The sequence below is a fragment of the Actinoallomurus oryzae genome, assembly GCF_039541955.1.
GTDB classification, from domain to species: Bacteria; Actinomycetota; Actinomycetes; order Streptosporangiales; family Streptosporangiaceae; genus Actinoallomurus; species Actinoallomurus oryzae.
On sequence record NZ_BAABHF010000015.1, the window covers coordinates 78,003 to 93,154 of the forward strand.

General features: G+C 73.8%; 13 protein-coding genes and 1 pseudogene. 11 read left to right on the plus strand and 3 right to left on the minus strand.

The window, feature by feature from the left end:
* Positions 1 to 2 precede the first annotated feature (2 nt).
* From ABEA10_RS09445 to ssuE, 8 genes and pseudogenes are all read left to right on the plus strand, one after another.
* Entirely contained in the window at positions 3 to 884 is an 882-nt protein-coding gene (locus tag ABEA10_RS09445) for an ABC transporter permease (protein WP_345460277.1), read from the plus strand.
* Positions 865 to 1,869 carry an ABC transporter ATP-binding protein gene (locus ABEA10_RS09450; protein WP_345460280.1) on the plus strand — a complete coding sequence of 335 codons (1,005 nt, stop codon included), beginning with the start codon at positions 865 to 867 and terminating at the stop codon, positions 1,867 to 1,869. Before ABEA10_RS09445 ends, ABEA10_RS09450 begins: the two co-directional genes overlap by 20 nt.
* A complete protein-coding gene (locus ABEA10_RS09455; protein WP_345460283.1) occupies positions 1,866 to 2,852 on the plus strand; it encodes an ABC transporter ATP-binding protein in 987 nt (328 codons plus the stop codon). The genes ABEA10_RS09450 and ABEA10_RS09455 overlap by 4 nt, the downstream gene beginning before the upstream one ends.
* Positions 2,853 to 2,929: 77 nt before the next feature.
* A pseudogene (locus tag ABEA10_RS51040) lies at positions 2,930 to 3,349 on the plus strand (LLM class flavin-dependent oxidoreductase); the annotation flags it as partial.
* Entirely contained in the window at positions 3,249 to 3,632 is a 384-nt protein-coding gene (locus ABEA10_RS51045) for an LLM class flavin-dependent oxidoreductase (protein ID WP_425550887.1), read from the plus strand. The pseudogene ABEA10_RS51040 and the gene ABEA10_RS51045, both read left to right, overlap by 101 nt.
* 30 nt (positions 3,633 to 3,662) lie before the next feature.
* Positions 3,663 to 4,727 (plus strand): LLM class flavin-dependent oxidoreductase, encoded by a 1,065-nt coding sequence (locus tag ABEA10_RS09465; RefSeq protein ID WP_345460289.1) that lies wholly within the window; start codon positions 3,663 to 3,665, stop codon positions 4,725 to 4,727.
* Between the two features lie 123 nt (positions 4,728 to 4,850).
* Positions 4,851 to 5,594: an alpha/beta hydrolase gene (locus ABEA10_RS09470; protein WP_345460292.1), complete on the plus strand. Its 744-nt coding sequence runs from the start codon at positions 4,851 to 4,853 to the stop codon at positions 5,592 to 5,594.
* A 43-nt stretch (positions 5,595 to 5,637) separates the two neighbouring features.
* Positions 5,638 to 6,192, plus strand: coding sequence for an NADPH-dependent FMN reductase (gene ssuE, locus ABEA10_RS09475; RefSeq protein WP_345460295.1), 555 nt, complete (start codon positions 5,638 to 5,640; stop codon positions 6,190 to 6,192).
* 14 nt (positions 6,193 to 6,206) lie between these two features.
* On the opposite strand, the gene ABEA10_RS09480 is transcribed toward ssuE, so the two are convergent.
* Genes ABEA10_RS09480 through ABEA10_RS09490 form a run of 3 tightly spaced genes read right to left on the minus strand, consistent with a single transcriptional unit; the run spans position 6,207 to position 10,395 of the window.
* Positions 6,207 to 7,358, minus strand: coding sequence for a JmjC domain-containing protein (locus ABEA10_RS09480; protein ID WP_345460300.1), 1,152 nt, complete (start codon positions 7,356 to 7,358; stop codon positions 6,207 to 6,209).
* Positions 7,355 to 9,313 (minus strand): ABC transporter ATP-binding protein, encoded by a 1,959-nt coding sequence (locus ABEA10_RS09485; protein ID WP_345460303.1) that lies wholly within the window; start codon positions 9,311 to 9,313, stop codon positions 7,355 to 7,357. Before ABEA10_RS09485 ends, ABEA10_RS09480 begins: the two co-directional genes overlap by 4 nt.
* The gene (locus tag ABEA10_RS09490) at positions 9,313 to 10,395 is read right to left on the minus strand and encodes a lanthionine synthetase LanC family protein (protein WP_345460306.1); all 1,083 of its coding nucleotides are present in this window, start codon (positions 10,393 to 10,395) and stop codon (positions 9,313 to 9,315) included. Before ABEA10_RS09490 ends, ABEA10_RS09485 begins: the two co-directional genes overlap by 1 nt.
* A gap of 48 nt (positions 10,396 to 10,443) precedes the next feature.
* Between ABEA10_RS09490 and ABEA10_RS09495 the strand changes: the two genes are divergently transcribed.
* The 3 genes from ABEA10_RS09495 to ABEA10_RS09505 all read left to right on the plus strand — a co-directional run bounded on the left by ABEA10_RS09495 (position 10,444) and on the right by ABEA10_RS09505 (position 15,127).
* Positions 10,444 to 10,569, plus strand: a complete 126-nt coding sequence (locus ABEA10_RS09495) for a hypothetical protein (protein ID WP_329236862.1) — start codon at positions 10,444 to 10,446, stop codon at positions 10,567 to 10,569.
* A gap of 305 nt (positions 10,570 to 10,874) precedes the next feature.
* On the plus strand, positions 10,875 to 13,838 hold the full coding sequence (locus ABEA10_RS09500; protein ID WP_345460313.1) for a lantibiotic dehydratase: 2,964 nt from the start codon (positions 10,875 to 10,877) through the stop codon (positions 13,836 to 13,838).
* The gene (locus tag ABEA10_RS09505) at positions 13,835 to 15,127 is read left to right on the plus strand and encodes a lanthionine synthetase C family protein (RefSeq protein WP_345460316.1); all 1,293 of its coding nucleotides are present in this window, start codon (positions 13,835 to 13,837) and stop codon (positions 15,125 to 15,127) included. The genes ABEA10_RS09500 and ABEA10_RS09505 overlap by 4 nt, the downstream gene beginning before the upstream one ends.
* Positions 15,128 to 15,152 lie beyond the last annotated feature (25 nt).

Here is a 15,152-nt window from a genome sequence, read left to right on the forward strand (position 1 = left end):
CCGTGCATACTCTCCGTCGCGCGCTGCGGTTGCCGTCGGCCCGGTTGTCGGCCGTCGTCCTGACCGTCGTGGCGGTGGCCGCGGTGTCCGGCCACTGGCTCGCGCCGCTCGACCCGCTGGCCCAGGACCCGGCCCGCACGCTGTCCGGACCCGGCCTCCATCACCTGCTCGGCACCGACGGCCTCGGCCGCGACGTGCTGAGCCGGCTCATCGCGGGAACCTCCTCCTCCATCGTCGCGACGATGGAGGCCGTCGGTACGGCGCTGGCCGTCGGTGTCGCCCTGGGCATCGGCTCCCTGTGGCTGGGCCGGGGGTACGAGTGGACGTCGCTACGTTTCGTCGACGCCCTGCAGACCCTGCCGTACGTCGTGTTCGTGGTCGCCGTGGTCGGTGTGCTCGGCAACGGGCTCACCCAGGCCATGCTCGCGATCGGGCTGCTGTACTCCCCGATCTTCTTCCGGGTCGGCCGGGCCGCCTCGCTCACCCTGCTGCGGGCCCAGTACGTCGAGGCGGCCGAGTTGTTCGGCGCCGGCCGGCTGTGGATCCTGCGCACCCACCTGTGGAGCAAGATCCTGCCGACCATCGCGGTCACCGCCGCGCAGGCCGGGGCCGAGTGCCTGCTCGCCGTGCAGTCGCTGAGCTTCCTCGGCATCGGAGTCCAGCCGCCCGCGCCCACCTGGGGCGGCATGCTGGCCGACGACCTGGGCTTTCTCTCCCAGCAGCCGTGGGCGCCGCTCATCCCCGCCCTCACGATCATGATCACGGTGGGCGCGCTGAACGCCATCGCCGACGCGATCGGCGACAGCGCCGACCTGCCCGTGGACGCCTCGCCGGCCGAGTCCGGCTCCCCTCAGGAGGTGCCCGATGCCTTCGCCGTCCGCTGAGACCCGGACCGACCTCCGGCCCGCCGCCGTTCCGGCCGGAACCCTGTTGCGCGTCGACGGCCTGCACGTCACGGTCGGCGACGGCACCGCCGAGGCCGTACGCGACGTCTCCTTCACCGTCCGGCGCGGCGAGGCCGTGGGCCTGGTCGGCGAGTCCGGGAGCGGCAAGACGCTGACCTGCCGGTCGATCCTGGGCGTCCTGCCGAAGGGCTGCGCGGTCGGCGCCGGGACGATCGACCTGGCCGGCGTGGAGCTGACCGGGCTGACGCGCCGGGAGTGGGACGGCGTGCGCGGCCGTACCCTCGGCGCGGTCTTCCAGGACCCCGCGTCCTACCTCAACCCCTCGATCACGGTGGGCCGCCAGCTCGCCGAGTCGCTCCAGGTGGCGGCCGGGCTGCCCAGGGAACGGGCCCGGACCCGGGCGGTCGAGCTGCTCGACGCGGTGGGCCTGCGCGACCCGGGCACGGTCTATCACCGGTACCCCGACGAGCTGTCCGGCGGCATGCTCCAGCGGGTCCTGATCGCCATCGCGATCGGCGGCGAGCCGGACCTGCTGATCGCCGACGAGGCCACCACCGCGCTGGACGTGGTGATCCAGGCCGAGGTGCTGGAACTGCTCGCCCAGCTGCGGGCCGAGCGCGGCCTGTCGCTGCTGCTGGTCACCCACGACCTCGCCGTGGTCGCCGAGACCTGCGACCGGGTGCTGGTGTTCTACGCCGGGGAGCTGGTGGAGTCCGGCCCGACCGAGCAGGTGCTGCGCTCGCCGGCCCACCCGTACACCGAGGCGCTGCTGCGGATCGCCGAGCCCGGCTCGGTGGAGGTGCTGCCGGGGCAGCCGCCGCCGACCGGCGCCGCACTGCCCGGCTGCCGCTTCGCCGACCGCTGCCCGTACGCCGAGGACCGGTGCACGGCCGGCCCGGTGACGCTGCGCTCGCCGGCTGAGAACCGCGCGGCCCGCTGCGTACGCTTCGAGGAGGCGTCATGAGTCTGCTGGAGGTGGACGGGCTCGGGGTGTCGTACGGCCGGCGGTCCGGCCGGGTGCTGTCCGGCGTGAGCCTGAGCGTCCGGCCCGGCGAGGTCGTCGGGGTGGTGGGGGAGACCGGCTCGGGCAAGACGACGCTGGTCCGCGCCGTGGTCGGCCTCGTCCCGGCGGACGAGGGACGGGTCACCTTCGACGGTACGGAGGTGACGGCGCTGCGCGGCCGGCGGTTGCGCGCGTTCCGCCGGACCGGCGGGATGCAGCTGGTCTTCCAGGACTCGCTGCGCTCCCTCGACCCGGACCTGACCGTGGCGGCGATCGTCGCCGAGGGGCTGACCGTCGCGGGCGGCCTCACCCGCTCCGAACAGGCCGAACGCGTGGACGAGGCGTTGATCCGCGTCGGCCTCGACCCGGCGCTCGGCACGCGGCGGCCCGGCCAGGTCTCCGGCGGGCAACGGCAGCGGGTCGCCCTGGCCCGGGCCATCGCGGTGCGCCCGAAGGTGCTGCTGTGCGACGAACCGGCCAGCGCCCTGGACGCCTCCAGCCGCAACCAGGTCCTGCTGTTGCTGGACCGGCTGCGCCGTGAGCTCGGCGTCGCGATCGTGATGATCTCCCACGACCTGACCTCGCTGGCCGGGTTGGTGGACCGGGTCGCGGTGCTGTTCGGCGGCCGGCTGGTGGAGCAGGGCCCGGTCGGCGAGGTGTTCGGCGACCCCGCCCACCCGTACACCGCGCTGCTGGTCGCCTCCGCCCCGAGCATCGGCGCCCGTCCGCTCGGCCGGTCCGCCGCGAGCCTGCGCCCGGCCCGCGACCGGGAGTCGTGGCCGCACGGCGGCGGGTGCCGCTACGCCCCGCTGTGCCCGTTCGCCACCGCCGACTGCGCCGTCGAACCGCCGCGCGAGGAACGGGCGGACGGCCGGACGGTGGCCTGCCACCACGCCGAAACCTGGTCCGACCTGGTCGGGCAGACGAGAGGAGCGCTGACGTGAGCATCGAGTTCATCGGCATCGCCGCGACCCGGGCGCACACCGAGACCGAGATCGAGAAGGCGTCCGGCGGTCCGCCGGTGAACGCGGACTACCTGCGGGCACTCGCCAGGGCGCACGAGGACGCGGGGTTCGACCGGGTGCTGGTCGCCCACTCCTCGGGCGGCCCGGACGGGTCCATCGTCGCCGACCAGGTGCTCACCGGCACCGACCGGCTCGGCGTCCTGCTCGCGCACCGGCCCGGCTTCGTGGCACCGACGCTCGCGGCGCGCACGTTCGCCACCCTGGACGCCTTCCACCCCGGCCGGGTCGCGCTGCACGTCATCACCGGCGGCGACGACGCGGACCAGGCCAGGGACGGCGACATCACCGACAAATCGACGCGCTACCGGCGTACGGATGAGTTCCTCGACGTGCTGCGCCTGGAGTGGGAGTCCACCGCGCCGTTCGACTACGACGGGGAGTTCTACCAGGTACGCGGCGGCCTTCACGCCGGTACGCCCGGACGGCCGGGTCCCGGTCTACTTCGGCGGCGCCTCCGCGGACGCGATACGGGTCGGGGGCGAGCACGCCGACGTGTACGCGTTCTGGGGCGAGCCGCTGGCCGGCATCGCCGAACGGATCGCCGAACGGATCGCCGAGGTACGCGCCGCCGCCGCCCCGTACGGCCGCGACCCCCGGTTCAGCGTCAGCCTGCGGCCCATCCCGGCCGCGACCGAGACCGAGGCGTGGCCGCCACCGACTACGGAAACCTCATCCGCCTGGTCCGCGCCCAGGCCCTGACCGGCATCCTCGCCTAGAAAGAGAGCGAACATGACCTTCGAACTCCTCGGCATGGTCGGGACGCGCGACGCGTCCGAGACCCACGGCGACCACTACGGCACCATCGACGCCGACTACCTGACGAGGTTCGCCCGGGCGCACGAGACCGCCGGCTTCGACCGGGTCCTCATCGGGTACGGCGCGACCGGCGCGGACGGGTTCGCCGTCGCCGCGCACGTGCTGAACGCCACGACCCGGCTCAAGGTGCTGATCGCGCACCGGCCCGGCTTCGTCGCCCCGACCCTGGTCGCCCGCAAGCTCGCCACCCTGGACCACCTCACCGGCGGCGGCCGGGTCGCCATCCACCACATCAGCGGCGGCGACGAGGCGGACCAGAAACGCGACGGCGACTTCGCCGACCACGACCGGCGGTACGCGCGGACGGCCGAGTTCATGTCGCTGCTGCGGCGGGTGTGGGAGGCGGACCGGCCGTTCGACCACAGCGGCGAGTTCTACCGGGTGGAGGGCGCCTTCAGCACGGTCAAGCCCGCCACGCCCGAGGGCATCCCGCTGTACTTCGGCGGCGCCTCGCCCGCGGCGATCGAGGTCGGCGCCCGGCACGCGGACGTCTACATGCTGTGGGGCGAGCCGAGGCGGCGGATCGCCGAGCGGATCGCCGCGCTGCGCGAGGCCGCCGCCGCGCACGGCCGCACCCTGCGGTTCAGCCTGTCGATCCGGCCGATCATCGCCGACACCGAGGACGCGGCCTGGGAACGGGCCGAACGCATCCGCGCGCTCACCGCCGAGCGGGCCGGCGCCTCGCACCCGTACCGCATGTCCACCTCGGTGGGCTCCGCGCGACTGCAGCAGCAGGCGGCCGAGAACGAACGCCACGACGAGCGGCTCTGGTACGGCATCACCGCGCTCACCGGGCCGGGCGGCAACTCCACCGCGCTGGTCGGCACGGCGGAGCAGGTCGCGGAGGCACTCGACGGTTACCGGCGGGTGGGCGTCGACACCATCCTGATCCGCGGGTTCGACCCGCTCGAGGACGTCGTCGACTGGGGACGGCGCCTGGTCCCGCTGCTGCGCGCGAACGCCGCGGCGCTGGTCTGATCCGATGGCCCCGGCAACGCGCACCACCTGGGGTTGCGCGCCGGCCGCAGTGACGACGTCATCATCGCCGCGGCCGGCCGCGGCGCGCTCGCCCGTGTCACCCGGAACAGCTGAGGCACCGACATGACCGAACCCGCCACCCTGCCGACCATCCACTCCTGGCCCCCCGCCGGCGATCTCCACCCGCGCGGCACCGTCGTGTTGTTTCCCGGGCGCGGCGAGCACGGGGGCGTCTACGAGCGGCTGGGCCGCCGGCTCTCGGCCGACGCCTACGCCGTCCACGCCGCCGACAGCACGCCCGGCGACGACCTGGAAACCCTCGCCCGGCTGGTGGACGAGATCGGCGCGACCGCGACCGGGCCGATCGTGCTGGCCGGGTCGGACACCGGTGCCCTCCAGGCCCTCGCCCTGGCCGCCGCGCAGGACCGTCCGCCGGACGGTGTCATCGTCGCCGGCCTCGCCGCCTTCGGGACGACGCCCCAGTCGTCGTGGGCGGACGAGCTCGAGGCGCGCACCGCCTGCCCCGCGCACCGGCGGCGGCTCACCGACGACATCCGGTTCGTCCGCGGCTCGCTGGCCGCACCGCCCCCGGCGGCGCTGCTGTCCGCGGAACTCCCGCTGGACCGGATCGGCCTGCCCGTGCTCCTCCTGCACGGCGACGCCGACCCGGTCACCCCACCGGCGACCGCACGCTCGATCGCCGCCCGGCTGCCAGCGGCCGAGCTGGGGATCGTCCGGAGAGGACGGCACGACGTCCTCAACGACATCGACCACCGCAGCGTCGCCGCCCACGTCGTGCAGTGGCTCGAACGCCTGCGTTCCGGACCGGACCGCGGCCCCGTCGTGGTCGTCGAGACCCTCAGCTGAGTACGCGTCCCGTTCACCCTCTCCACCGTGAGGTGAGGTCACCATGGCCAGCATCCTGACCGTCTCCGGAAGCCCGTCCGCCACCTCCCGTACCGCGCGGCTCCTCGACCACGTGGCGGTACGGCTCGCGGCCCAGGGCCACGAGGTGACGTCGCTGGAGGTCCGTACGCTGCCGAGCGAGGCGCTGCTCGGCGCGGACTCCGGGCACCCCGCCATCGTCGCGGCCACCGAGTCGTTCGACCGGGCCGACGGCGTCGTCATCGGCACTCCCGTCTACAAGGCGGCGTACTCGGGGCTGCTGAAGTCGCTGCTCGACCTGCTCCCGCAGTACGCGCTGACGGGCAAGACGATCCTGCCGCTGGCCACGGGCGGGAGCACGGCACATGTCCTGGCCATCGACTACGCGTTGCGGCCCGTGCTGTCGTCGATGGGCGCCCGGCACATCGTTCAGGGATGGTTCGTCCTCGACCGCCACATCACGGCGCTCGAGGACGGATCGACGGCCGTCGAGACCGGCACCGATGAGGCCCTCGGCCGCCTGGTCGACCACTTCTCCGCGGAGATCGGCTCCACCGCGCGACTCGCGGCCACCGGCTGAGCGGCCGCCGAGGATCATGATCCCGTCGTACAGAGGCCCAGGGTGACGAGTGCGCTCGCGATCTTGAGTGCCTCGTCCGGCGCGGGGGAGATCTCGGCGACCTTCATCGGCCCCTTCCGCAGGCGGCGGCACGTCTCGACGGCTTCCCGGGGGAGGCGGAATCCGGTGTCTCCCACCGTCACCCGCCCGTCGTCCGTGGTCACGGGCCAGGTGCCGGGGCGCAGCGCGATCCGGTCCGCGAGGTCGATCGGCGTGTCGAGCAGCGCCTGCCGGAAAAGGCCGGTCTTGAGCCCGTCGCCGAACGCGGTCCTGCCGTAGACGATCCGGTCGACGGCGTCCGCGTCGGCGCGGTCGGCCAGCGCCGCCGAGAGCAGGTCCGCGTACTTCCTCATCATCGGCGCGGCCTGTCCGGCGACGTCGTGGCCCAGCGGCAGCGCGCCGGCGAAGTCGTCGGAGCGCAGGATCTCCAGCACCAGGCCGCGCAGGAGATCGGCCCAGGTCAGGGTGTTGATGCTGAGGGTGAGGTGGATCGAGGACGCGTCGGCCGTGCGCACCAGGTGGGGCATGCCCCGGGGCACGTAGAGCACGTCGCCCTCCCGGAGCTCGTACGTTGACGACGAGGCGTCCAGGTCGGAGACGACCTTCCCGCCGCCGGGGTTCGGCACGATCGCGTCGAACAGCTCCCACCGCTTACTTCCGTGGATCTGGACGATGATGATGTCCTGGGCGTCGCAGTGGACCTCGAAGGCCCGCGCGTGCGGCGGCGCGACGTAGACGTTCGCGTCCACCGGGTGCCCGAGGTCCGTCTCGATGTCCTTGCAGAGCGCGTGCAGGTGCGGCAGCAGCAGGTTGACCGTGCCCAGCACGATGGTCGCGCCGCCACGAAAGAACCGCACGGCCTTGACCGGGTCGACGACATCGCCGAGGTCCGCGTAACCGAGCGTCGATTTCGCCACATAACGGTCAGCCGGGATGACCGTCCCGTCCTTGGCGATCCGTACGCCGGGCGTTCGGAGCGCGCTTCCGGTGAGAACCCGGTCGATGTCCTCGACCGAGATGAGGTTCTTCAGATTCGACGCGGCACCGGGTCGGTGGAGCGCCGCCTTTCCGAGATGCCGGGAAAAGAATTCGTCGACGTCTCCGATGAGTGTGGAGAGTGCCGTCACTGCGAGAACTCCTTTTTGTTCTTGTCGTCGGCCGTGGGGACCGGAGAGTCGACGTACTGTTCGGCCTGCAGCCGGTACATCTCGGCGTAGGCGCCGTCGGCGGCCATCAGGCCTTCGTGCGTGCCGTGCTCGATGACCTTTCCCCGCCGCAGCACGTAGATCCGGTCCACGCGGCGTACGGAGGCCAGCCGGTGAGTGATGAGGATGACCGTCCGGCCGTCCGCGGCCAGGGTCCCGACCTTGTCGAAGATCTCCGTCTCCGCCCGGGGATCGAGGGCGGAGGTCGGCTCGTCGAAGACGAGAACGGGCGCGTCGCGGAACCACGCGCGGCCGAGGCCGATGCGCTGCCACTGGCCACCGGACAGCTCCGTGCCGCCCATGAACTCCCGGGCCAGCAGGGTGTCCCAGCCGTCGGGCAGCGACGCGGCCACCGTGTCGGCGCCGCTGGCCAGCCCGGCCCACCACAGGCGTTCGCGGTCGCCGGCGTGGTCGGTGCGGCCGATGGCCAGGTTGACCCGCGCGGTGAACGGCCAGCGGGGGAAGTCCTGGGCGGCCAGGGCGACCCGCTCGAAGACGCCTCGCCGGTCCAGCAACTCGATGGGCACCCCGCCCCAGGTCACCTGCCCGCCGCCGGGCAGATAGAGACCGCACAGCAGCTTGGCCAGGGTGCTCTTGCCCGAGCCGTTCTCCCCGACGAGCGCCACGATCTCGCCCGGCCGGATCACGACGTCGACCCCGTCCAGCGCGGGCCGCGTCTTGTGCGGATAGGTGAAGCGGAGATCCCTGGTGCGGATCTCGACCGGGTGGGGCGGCAGCGCCAGGTCGCCGGTGTGCAGGGCGCGCTGCTCCGCCTCGGCACAGGCCCGCTCCCACTCGAGGACGAACAGTCCCTGCTCGTAGATCTGGTTGGTCGACATGATCAGGCCGATCAGGCTGGTCCGGCCGGTCCTGATGGCCATCACCGCCGCCCCGGCCACCGCGAGCGGGACGGTGCCCACGAGGAGCAGCGCGCCGAGGGCGGCGTAGGTCGCCACGCTCGCCAGGCCCGACAACGCGTCGCCGGCCAGCACGCCGCGCGCCTCGGCGCGGCCCAGCCGTTCCTGCTCCTCCTCGGCCACCGACGACAGCCGGTCGTAGTGCGCGAGCAGGTACGGCGCGGCGCCGTGCGCCCGGATCTCCGGGCCGGTGTTCGGGCTGCTGAGCAGGTCGCCGAGGACTTCGAGCTGACGCGTCAGGTCCATGTAGCGCTTGGCCGAGGCGAAGCGCGCCCGCGCGGCCCGTACGGCGCTCCAGCCCTTCGGCGCGATCGTCGCCAGGAGCAACGGTAGGAGGAGCGGGTGCAGCACCGTGAGAACCCCGGCGGAGGCCACCAGGTTCGTCAGGCCCGTGAGGAGCGCGACCGCGTTCGTGATCACGACGCGGGTCGCCCGGGTGCCCTGGCGGGCCGCTCCCAGCAGGTTGTGGAAGCCGGCGTCCTCCAGGGCGGCGAGTTCCACCTTCGCGGCCCTCTCCAGCAGCCGCGTGTACGCCAGGCGCTCGGCCCGCGGGCCGAGCCGGCTCGCCGCGGCCTTGCTGGCCGCCCGCATCACGCTGGCCGTCCCGGCGGCCAGGGCGATCGCGGCCAGCGCGGGCCCGGCGGCGAGCAGCCGGTCCCGGGACGGCCCGCCGGCCATCAACGGCACGAGGACGCGGTACGTCGACATCAGCGTCACCACGGTCGCGACGCCCCCGATGAGTTCGGCGATCACGATCGCGGCGAGCGCCCCGGGGGCCGCCGCCCGCCCCAGCCGGACCGTGACGGCCATCAGCCGCGGAAGCTCGCGGGCCATCGTGAAGAAGCCGACCCGCGAACCGGCGCCCTCGTGACGGAGCTGGCCGAGGGACAGCCGGATGCCGGAGCCGAAGAGTTCGTCGCGGGCCGCTTCGGCCGCCGCGCCTGCGCGATGCCGTCCCATCAGGCCACCAGGAACGGGCGAGCGGCTGGACCCGGCGCGTCCCCGGTCACCGTCAGCAGGGCCAGCGCGACACCCGCCGCGCCGGTCAGCAGGCCCTCGCCACCGGTGGCGAAGCCGAGCGGCAGGTCCGGGTCGAAGGCGCCGAGGACCCGGTCGAGCAGATCGCCCACGGCCGTCCCGAACCGCTCGTCGTCGGCCGCGAAGGCCCCCGTGACCAGCAGCAGCCCGCCGAGCCCGTGGCAGAGGTCCGGCGAAGCGCCGATGCCCCATGCCTCCGGATGGTCGAGCAACGCGGTCATGGCCTCGCGGGCGACGCTCTGGTAGCCCGGTTCGTTCAGGGCCCGTCCGGCCAGCCAGAGGGCACGGGCGATCCCGGGGACGCCGTAGCACCACGACGCCCGGCGCGGCGAGGGCAGCCGGTCCCGCCCCGCGACTCCGGCGGGCCAGGCGATGCCCCACTCGTCGGTGTGCGCCACGTCCAGCAGCCAGTCCGCGATCCGCGCGAGCGTACCGGCGGGGACCTCGGTGTGCTCCTCGCTGAGCAGGGCGAGGAGCGCCAGCGGGCCCGCGGCGCCGTGGGCCAGGCCGCAGTCGGCGTAGCCCTGGGGCAGGGCCCAGGCCGGGGGGACCCGGTGCGGCGGCACGTGGAACGGCGGGTCGCCGGCGGCGGCCTTCGCCAGCGCGCCGACCACGGCCCGCCGTCGCTCCGGCAGTGGCCGCATCAGCAGGTAGACGCCGACGCCCGTGGTCCCCTCCATGAGGTCGTGGTTCTCCACGTGGTTCTCCACGCGATCGATCGCTCCGTCCACCTTCGCCAAGAGGTTCCCGTAGCGGCCGGTCGGTCCCTTCAACAGCGCGGCCGCGACGCCGAGGCCGGCGAGGCCGCCGTTGAACAGCCCGGCCGGTCCGGCCGTCGTGAGCCCGCCTTCCAGGAACCGGTGGCCGATCCTGTCCCACCCCGCCTCGGGTTCGAGCCGGTGCAGCGCCGCGTAGAGATGCGCGCGGCCGACGTGGTCCGGCCGACGCCCTGGCCCCGCCGCCGTGCCATCGGGTGTCCCGCCGGAAGCAAGGCGAGCCGCCACGTCGCCTGCGATTCGGCGGGCGGCGGCTCGCCGTGCGGCATCGATCAAATGCACATACCGGGAGCCATGGCGCCGTACGTCGGGCTGCAGGTCCCGCAGTCCTGCGTCGCGCCGCAGGTACCGCTCCAGGACACCTGCGTCCCGCAGGTGCTGTCGCTACCGCTGCAGGACTGAATCGGAGTGACGGAATCCGATTCCATCAGCAATTCGATGTCCAGGTCGAAGATGCTCTCATCCACATCGGGAGATGCGACCGGCGGCATATTTTTCCTTCCTGTTCATTGAAGAACGCCGCAGGGCCTGCGGCGCGCCGAAAGTCTGCCATGCCGCGCTTACCGATCGCTGACGTCGCGAATGGTTGCCATTCCGGGTTAATTCGCTGGTACGTTCTGGGTCGGGTATCGCGACTACTCGCTTAACTGATCTGGTCAGATTTTCGAGTTCAATCAGCGTGCACGGAGAGATGCTGCATGACAGATATGCCGAGACTCAGGGCCGCCGAACGCGTGCTGGTGCGCATGAGCGTGCTGCCGGCCGGCTCGGCGGCGCGGACCCGGAGTGACGGCGACGACCCGGTCGGTTACCTCCGCTCGATGATCGCCGACCCGCTGGTGCGGGAGGCGATCGCGGTGTCGAGCCCGTCGCTGACGCACACGCTCGACGCGCTGGAGGCCGGGCGCCCGGTCGACCCCAAGAAACTGCGGCGCGCCGTGATCTCGGTCTCCCGTTACGCCCTTCGCATGGCGACCCGGGCCACGCCCTTCGGCGTCATGGCGGGGGTGTCCGAGGCGCGCTTCGACCACGCCGCCAAGGTGGAGTTCGGCGACGAGCACCGCAAGAGCGCCCGCCCGGACGTCGGCTGGCTGCACGCGCTGGTGCGCGACTGGGAACGCCGGCCCGAGGTCGTCCGGCGGCTGCGCGTGGTCCGCAACAACCTCAGCTTCATCCGCGGTGACCGGCTCGTCCTGCCGCACCTGCCCGTGGGCGACGACGGGCCCGCGCTCGAGGTGTCCGTGCGCCGCACCCCCGTGGTCTCGGCGGTGATCGAGCGGGCCCGCCGCCCGGTGCCGTTCACCGAGCTGACCGAGCACCTGCGCGACGCCTTCCCGCAGGGCTCGCCGGAGGCCGTGGAGCGGGTGCTGCTGCAGCTCATCGAGCGGTACCTGCTGCTGACCGAGCTGATGCCCCCCGACGACGCCGACCCCGTCCGGCACGTCCTGGACCGGCTCCCTCCGGGGGAGGGGACCGGGCTGGACGAGGCGGCCGCCGCGCTGGACGCCTACGCGGCCACGCCGATGGCCGCGGGACTGACGGCGTGGAACGAGGTCATCCGCACCACCCGGCGGCTGGGCGAGAAGCAGCACGCGCCCCACGTGGACGTGAGACTCGACGCCGACGTGACGCTTCCCTGGGCGGTGGCCGAGGAGCTGGAGTCCGTCGCCGCGGTGCTGACCCGCGTCACCCCGCCCGACCGCGCTGCACCCCACATGCGCGCCTATCACGACGACTTCGTGGACCGGTACGGAACCGGCCGGCTGGTTCCGGTCAAGGAGCTCCTGGATCCGGAGAAGGGACTCGGCACCCCGGCCGGCTACCGTACGTCGACCCGCGACGTCGGCCGGCCGGAGCCGAACCGGTACCGCGAGCGCGTCTTCGGCGAGCTCGCCCAGCGCGCGCTGCTCGACGGAGCGCACGAGGTCGAGCTCGACGCGGCGATGATCGACCGCCTCTCCGGCGCGGACGACGGACGCCTGCCGCCGACGCTGGAGATCGGCGCCCACCTCCTGGCCGAGTCGGTGACCGCGCTGGAGAACGGCGACTTTCGCCTCGCTCTGGCGACGATGCCGCTGTCGCGCCGGGCGGGCGCGCTGAGCGGCCGCTTCGCCTACCTGCTCGACGGTCTCCGTGACCAGACCGCCCGGATCCTGCACGAGGACCGCACCGTCCGGCCGCAGCTCACCTTCCAGGCGAACTGGACGCGGGTCTCCAACGTGGCCCGCGTGCCGCAGCTGACCGACCACGGCCTGCCGGTCGGGACGTTCGCGGACCCGGGCGACCGCTCGGTGATCGACCTGGACGACCTGGTCGTCGGCGCGGCGAACGGACGGCTGTTCGTGCACTCGCTGAGCCGCGACACCGAGATCGCCCCGACGACCCTGCACATGCTGGTGGTGAGCCGGGTCGGCCCGGAGATCGCCCGCTTCCTCTACGACGTCACCGAGGCCCGCCACCGGGCGTGCAACGCGTGGACCTGGGGTGAGCTCGACGCGATGCTGCCGTTCCTGCCCCGGGTCCGCCACGGCCGTACGATCCTGGCCTCCGCGACCTGGCGGCCCGACGTCGGCCTCATCGACGCCGGCCTGACCGAGAGCGAATGGCTGCGCCGCCTCGACGCCTGGCGCGAGCGCTGGCGCGTGCCGTCCGAGGTGTTCATGACGAACGGCGACAACCGCATCGGGCTCGACCTGGAGGCGCCGCTGCACCGCCGGATCCTGCGCCACGAGCTCGGCCGCCGCCCGAGCACGCTGCTGGTCGAGTCGCCCGGCGGGGAGGGCTTCGGCACCGGCTGGTCGAACGGGCGTGCCACCGAGCTCGTCGTCACGCTGAGCACGGGCTCCTCGGAGCCCCCCGTCCGTACGCCGGCGACGGTGCGGAGCCGTCCGTCGGCGCACCGGCCGGGCGGGGAGTGGCTGTTCGCCAAGCTGTACGCCTCCGCCGACCGGCACGCCGAGCTGATCGGCCGGCGGCTGCCGGCGCTGCGGGCGGCGTTGCCGTCATCGGTGGACCGGTGGTTCTTCATCCGCTACTTCGACCCCGAGCCGCACCTTCGGCTCCGGTTCCACGGCAGCCCGGACCGCCTGAACGCCGAGGTCCTGCCGCTGGTGCACGACTGGGCGGACGGGCTGTGCCAGGCCGGGCTCGCCCGGACGCTGGTGCTCGACACGTACGAACCGGAGGTCGAACGCTATGGCGGGCCCGAGGCCCTGGAGGCGGCCGAGCGGGTCTTCCAGGCGGACAGCGAGGCGGTGATCGAGCAGCTCGGCCTGCGCCTGCCCCTGCGGCCCGAGCTGCTCGCGGCGGCGAACTACGTGGACCTGGTGCGCGCCTTCGGCGCCCCCGACTGGCGCGACTGGTTCCTGCACGCCTATCCGAAGGGCGAGCACCACGCCGCCTTCCAGGCGATACGCCGCACCGCGATCGAGGTCATCGACGGGCTGGACCTCGACCCGCGCCTGACCGCGATCTGGGAGCGCCGCCGGACCGCCGTGGCGGCGTACGGCAAGGTGATCCGTTCGCTGAACCGCCGGCCACCGCTTCCGGCGCTGCTGCACATGCACCACAACCGGCTCGTCGGGGCGGCCCCGGAGGCGGAGGGCGCCTCGTACGCGATCGCGCGTGGCGCGCTCCAGGCCCTGGCGGACCGCGACAGGCACGCGAAGTGACGCCGGGCGGAGCGACGGCCACCGGCGCCGTGCGGACGGAGGCGGCGGCCGTCGTCGCGGAGGTGGCGCGGCGGCTGGCCGACCCGGTCGCGGTCACGCGGATCACCGGGGCGGCGGTCGACCAATTCCCGGACGGCAGTACGCCCGCCACCTGGCATCCGGCCGCGCTGAACGAGGGATGCCCGGGGATCGCGCTGCTCCACGCCGAACTGGGCGACCGGCCGAGCGCGCACGCGTACCTGGCCCGGGGAGCGGGGGCCGCGCTGCCCGGCCGGGGCGGCCTGTTCGCGGGACTGCCCGCCGTCGTGTTCGCCACACGGGCGGCGGTGACACGGCCCGGCGACTACGCGAGCCTGCTCGCCCGCGCCGAGCCGGCGGTCCGCGCGGCCGCGAGCGAACGGGCCCGCGAGGAGCTGGACCGCATCGCCGCCGGACGGCCCGGGACCGCCTTCGCCGCGTACGACGTCGTGCAGGGTCTCACCGGCCTGGGCCGGCTGCTGCTCGGCACCGGACACGCCGAGCCGGCGGTGCGCTCCCTCATCGCCCTCACCGAGCCGGTCGAGATCGACGGCGTACGCGTGCCCGGGTGGTGGGTGGCCCACGCTCCGCTGAAGAACACACCCGACCGCGACGGCCACTTCAACTTCGGCCTGGCGCACGGAATCGCGGGCCCGCTGTCCCTGCTGGCCATCGCCCACCGGGACGGCCTGCGCCTGCCGGGGCAGGAGGCGGCGATCGAGCGGATCGTCGCGTGGCTGCTGGAGTGGCTTCACGAGGGCTCGTGGCCGCCGGTCGTCACCCTCCACCGGCAGCTCCGCGGCCCGGACGGATCGGCGCGGCCCGACCGGCCCGGCTGGTGTTACGGCGCGCCGGGCATCGCCCGCGCGCTCCAGCTCGCCGGCCTCGCGCTGAACCGGCCGTCCTGGCGGGAGACGGCCGTGTCGGTGCTGCGCCGCGCGCTCGCCCGTCCCTGGGACGAGTGGGAGATGATCGACGCCGGCCTGTGCCACGGCTGGGCGGGCATGCTGCACATGACGCGCCTGATGGCGGCCGACGAGGGCGCCGCCGACCTGCGCGAGGCGGCCGACGGGCTCGCCCGCCGGGTCGTCGGCTGTTTCGATCCCGAAGCCCCGTTCGGCTTCCGGTACGCCGCGGGAGCCGGCGCGATGGTCGCACCGGACCGGGCGGGCTTCCTGGAGGGCGCGGCCGGAATCGCGCTGGCGCTGCACGCCTACGCGAACGACGAACCCGCGAGGACCGGCTGGGACACCGCCCTGCTGCTGAACTGACGTCGAGGGGGACGGGCGGGCGCCG

Excerpts from the sequence above, each read along its gene's own strand:
- ABEA10_RS09485 (WP_345460303.1), bottom strand. The coding sequence starts at position 9,313 with ATGGGACGGCATCGCGCAGGCGCGGCGGCCGAAGCGGCCCGCGACGAA.
- ssuE (WP_345460295.1), top strand. The coding sequence starts at position 5,638 with ATGGCCAGCATCCTGACCGTCTCCGGAAGCCCGTCCGCCACCTCCCGT.
- ABEA10_RS09500 (WP_345460313.1), top strand. The coding sequence starts at position 10,875 with ATGCCGAGACTCAGGGCCGCCGAACGCGTGCTGGTGCGCATGAGCGTG.
- ABEA10_RS09470 (WP_345460292.1), top strand. The coding sequence starts at position 4,851 with ATGACCGAACCCGCCACCCTGCCGACCATCCACTCCTGGCCCCCCGCC.
- ABEA10_RS09455 (WP_345460283.1), top strand. The coding sequence starts at position 1,866 with ATGAGTCTGCTGGAGGTGGACGGGCTCGGGGTGTCGTACGGCCGGCGG.
- ABEA10_RS51045 (WP_425550887.1), top strand. The coding sequence starts at position 3,249 with ATGAGTTCCTCGACGTGCTGCGCCTGGAGTGGGAGTCCACCGCGCCGT.
- ABEA10_RS09465 (WP_345460289.1), top strand. The coding sequence starts at position 3,663 with ATGACCTTCGAACTCCTCGGCATGGTCGGGACGCGCGACGCGTCCGAG.
- ABEA10_RS09450 (WP_345460280.1), top strand. The coding sequence starts at position 865 with ATGCCTTCGCCGTCCGCTGAGACCCGGACCGACCTCCGGCCCGCCGCC.
- ABEA10_RS09495 (WP_329236862.1), top strand. The coding sequence starts at position 10,444 with ATGCACATACCGGGAGCCATGGCGCCGTACGTCGGGCTGCAGGTCCCG.